The 4,023-nt window shown below is 43.3% G+C and carries 3 protein-coding genes and 1 pseudogene; 1 reads left to right on the forward strand and 3 read right to left on the reverse strand.

From position 1 onward, the window contains the following. The 3 genes and pseudogenes from HZC12_01440 to htpX all read right to left on the reverse strand — a co-directional run. Positions 1 to 142, reverse strand: a 142-nt coding sequence (locus HZC12_01440) for a dehypoxanthine futalosine cyclase (protein MBI5025396.1), incomplete at its 3' end; no start/stop codon positions are given. A gap of 84 nt (positions 143 to 226) precedes the next feature. Next, positions 227 to 1,399 carry a CofH family radical SAM protein gene (locus HZC12_01445; GenBank protein MBI5025397.1) on the reverse strand — a complete coding sequence of 391 codons (1,173 nt, stop codon included), beginning with the start codon at positions 1,397 to 1,399 and terminating at the stop codon, positions 227 to 229. Positions 1,400 to 1,631: 232 nt separating this feature from the next. Next, positions 1,632 to 2,466 (reverse strand): annotated as a pseudogene (gene htpX / locus HZC12_01450) (zinc metalloprotease HtpX). A gap of 166 nt (positions 2,467 to 2,632) precedes the next feature. Between htpX and HZC12_01455 the strand changes: the two are divergent. Next, positions 2,633 to 4,023, forward strand: a 1,391-nt coding sequence (locus HZC12_01455; GenBank protein MBI5025398.1) for a diguanylate cyclase, incomplete at its 3' end; no start/stop codon positions are given.

Below are 4,023 nucleotides of genomic sequence, written 5' to 3' on the forward strand. Positions count from 1 at the left end.
AGTTTATGTTACGGTCAATGACAAAGGTAACAATGCCATCAGAATGCAAAACTTTCCTCATTGCATCAGCCTGTTCCCCGAGGTCAAAGAGGGATGCTTCTTTAAGCAATCGTAAGCCTTCTTCTCTATGGATTCTGTTCATCTGAAAATCACCTCAATTCGTCATTCCGTGCTTGACACGGAATCCAGTTCCTTCTGGATTCCTGCTTTCGCAGGAATGACATTTTCATTGCACTTTGTGCCGATTTGTCGGCATAGGTGTTTCTTTATAAAACGAGTCCCTCTCAACAGGCACCTTGCCAGTCTTTTCTATGAGATTTATCAATTCATCTTTTGAAATGGCCTTCTCTGAGATTGCCCCTGCTGAATGGGTAATCTTTTCCTCTACAACTGTGCCATCCAGGTCATCGGCTCCAAAAAGGAGGCACAACTGGGCGACCTTTTTACCGAGCATTACCCAGTAGGCCTTTATGTGCGCAAAGTTGTCAAGGAAGAGTCTGGATACAGCTATGGTCTTTATGTCGTCAAGGCCAGAAGTATAACCCTTTCTAAAAAGCTCTGTGTTTTTTGAATGAAAACAGAGGGGGATGAATGCCTGAAACCCTCCTGTGCTGTCTTGAAGGTCTCTCAACTGTAACATATGATCAACCCTGTGCTCGTACTGCTCGATATGGCCATAAAGCATTGTGGCGTTTGATTTGATACCGAGCCTGTGGGCTTCTGCCATTATCTCAAGCCATCTTCTGCCATCTATTTTTTCAGGGCATATTTTTTTTCTCACATCTTCATGAAATATCTCAGCCCCGCCTCCAGGCATTGAGTCAAGCCCTGCTGCCTTTAAGGCTTTGAGAGTGTCGGTCAGGCTCAGGCCGCTTATCTTTGAGAAATAGTCAACCTCAACTGCTGTAAATGCCTTTATGTGAATATGAGGGAAAGACTCCTTAAGCCGTTTTAATATCTCAAGGTAGAGCTCAAAAGGCCAGTCTGGATGGAGGCCGCCCGTAATATGAACCTCTGAGATAGATAGTGACGAGGGACGAGGGACAAGGGACGAGTTTATATTCTGAGTTTGTTGTTTAAAGCTTTTTGTCTGTATTCTGTATTCTGTATTCTGTATTCTGATTTTCTCTATGATCTCCTCAATTGTTAATTCATATGCCCCCCTTTCACCTTTTGAGCGGCTGAAAGCGCAAAATTTACAGCGGTTGATACATATGTTAGTGGGGTTTATGTGACGGTTCTGGATAAAGTAGACATTGTTACCATTTTTCTTGTTCGAGGCATAAGATGCGAGCCTTCCAATGGTAAAAATATCATTGCTTTCAAAAAGCCCTAAGGCGTCCTCCTGGGAAAGCCTTTCCTCTGAGAAAACCTTTTCTTTAATTTCTCTTAAGTTCATGTATAGGAAATTATAAATTAACCACAGAGAGCACAGAGATATAAATTGGGAAATGAGAAATAGGAAATGGGAAGTTATGACTTCACTTCTCACTTCTTACTTCTTAGTTCTCAGTTCATTTTTTCTCTATGACCTCTGTGGCTAAAATTAAGTCTTTGCTCATAAGTTATTATAAATTAAAAAGGGGTGGCATTTGCCACCCCTTCCTTTGCATGAAGAAAATAAAATATTTTTAAAGGCTCATTGACTCAAGCCTTGCAATCCTTTCCTCCATTGGAGGATGGGTACTGAAAAGTTTCAATAAGCCACCGCCTGAGAGGGGGTTTACTATGAACATGTGGGCAGTGGAAGGGCTTGCCTCCATTGGTATCCTCTGGGAAGAGCTTCTTAAGTGCATTTGCAAGGTACCTTGGATTTCCTGCAATCCTTGCCCCTCCTGCATCAGCAGCATATTCCCTTGAGCGGGATATAGCCATCTGTATAAGCAGGGCTGCAATAGGGCCAACTATCATCATGACGAGGGCTGCAATGGGGTTACCTCCCTCTCTGTCATCACTACTTCTACCACCGAATATTGCTGCCCACTGAGCCATCTGTGCAAGATAGCTTATGGCGCCTGCTATTGTAGCAGCAATAGTGCTTATAAGGATATCCCTGTGTTTTATATGGGCAAGCTCATGGCCAATAACACCTTCGAGCTCTTCCCTGCTTAGAATCCGCATTATTCCTGTGGTTACTGCAACTGCAGAATGTTTTGGATTGCGGCCTGTAGCAAAGGCATTGGGCTGATCCTGATCGATTATATAAACCTTTGGCATGGGCTGTCCTGACTTCTGCGTGAGCCTTCGTACCATCGAATATAGCTCAGGAGCCTCGGCCTCGGTTACTTTACGGGCACCGTACATTTTAAGGACAATCTTATCACTGAACCAGTAGGCAAAGAGGTTCATTGCTAAGGCAAAAATGAGGGCCATGGTCATTCCTGACTTACCTCCAAAGGCAGCCCCTGCCCACACAAGAGCCAGTGTAAGGGCAACCAAAAGAACCATAGTTTTAAGGGTATTCATTTGTTCTCTACCTCCAGAACAACTTTTTAAGTTTTAAAGTATTATACATAAGGGCTTTGATTAAAAGCAACAGGCAGGCCATATTGCAATACGCCCCTGCATGCCATATAATTTATGAAGAGGGCATGGCAACCATGGATAATACAATTAGTATCCTAAAAGGGTCATGAAAGCTCCGGGTAGACTTACTGTCATTTATTTCATCGGGATAGGCCTTTTAGTCCTCATTGTCATACTATCATCCCTTTCTATTAGAGATATTTATTTCAGTGCAGAAAGAGTATCGGAGACCCTATCCGGGGCCGATAAGCTCATTGAGATAGAATCTGCTCGCAAGAGGGCCTATGTCTTTTTTAGCATTGCCCTGATACTCTCCTTTATAGGAATCTTTACCATCGTAGCATTCTATATGAGAGGGATTAGCAGGCCCTTACAGCGAATTTCATCTGCCACAAAGAAAATGGCTGAAGGCGAATTTGAAGAGCTACCCGTTTCGGGCGGCGATGAGATAGGCACACTGGCAGAGAACTTCAATCTTATGGGCAGGGCATTGAAGGATAAGATAAGAGAGCTTGAGGGTGCAATTCAGAAAGAGCAATATCATGTGAGGACGCTAAACATATTGAATGAATTAAGCAGCTTTATGGCATCCAAACTGGATCTGGATGAAATCATGGAAAACCTTATAAACAGCGGCAAGAACCTTATTAAATCAGAATTCAGCGCCATATTATTAATAGATAAGTTTAACAGGGAGGTCAGTCATTTTCGTTCGTCATCAGCAATAACTCTTGATAACTTCAATAAAATGGCCAGCGACCTTATCAAAGAAGCTCTCAACAAAGGAATGCCACTTAAGTTAACCGACCCAATGAGAGACCCGAGGCTTGCAGCAATAGTAGAAGGTGGCTTGCTGCTGAGGAATATGCTGATTGTGCCTATAATAGTAGAGGGGGAAATTATCGGAGAGTTTATTCTTGCCAACAGAATCGGGGCTGAGGAGTTTACCCCGGAGGATGAGGATTTAGCCTTGATGTTTTCTTTTCAGGCTGCAGTGGCTATCAGGAAGGCATTTCTTCACGAAGAGATTTTAAAACTTGCGAAAACCGATGGCCTTACAGGTCTTAACAACCACAGGACTTTTCATGAGCAATTAGAGGTTGAGATTAAAAGGGCAAGGAGATATGGCAGGACCCTGTCGCTTCTCATGATTGATATTGATTATTTCAAGAAATTCAATGATACTTACGGTCATCAGGCCGGGGATAATGCACTTAAAGGGCTTGCCGATATTCTCCTTAAGAATCTAAGAGGCATGGACTCTGCAGCCCGGTACGGAGGCGAGGAATTTGCTGTTATTCTTTTTGAGACTCCGCTTGAAGGCGCCCTGAAGACTGCAGAGAGAATAAGAAATGAAACAGCCCGGCACACCTTCAACCTTGAGAGTAAAGAAGTACATCTAACTGTCAGCGTCGGCGTATCAACCTTTCCAGATGATGCAATGGACAGAGAAGGTTTAATAAAAGCTGCAGATGATGCCCTGTACATGGCAAAGAA

Source organism: Nitrospirota bacterium (genome assembly GCA_016214385.1).
Taxonomy (GTDB): domain Bacteria; phylum Nitrospirota; class Thermodesulfovibrionia; order UBA6902; family JACROP01; genus JACROP01.

Coding starts and splice junctions, on each gene's coding strand:
- HZC12_01445 (MBI5025397.1), bottom strand. CDS start 1,399: ATGAACTTAAGAGAAATTAAAGAAAAGGTTTTCTCAGAGGAAAGGCTT.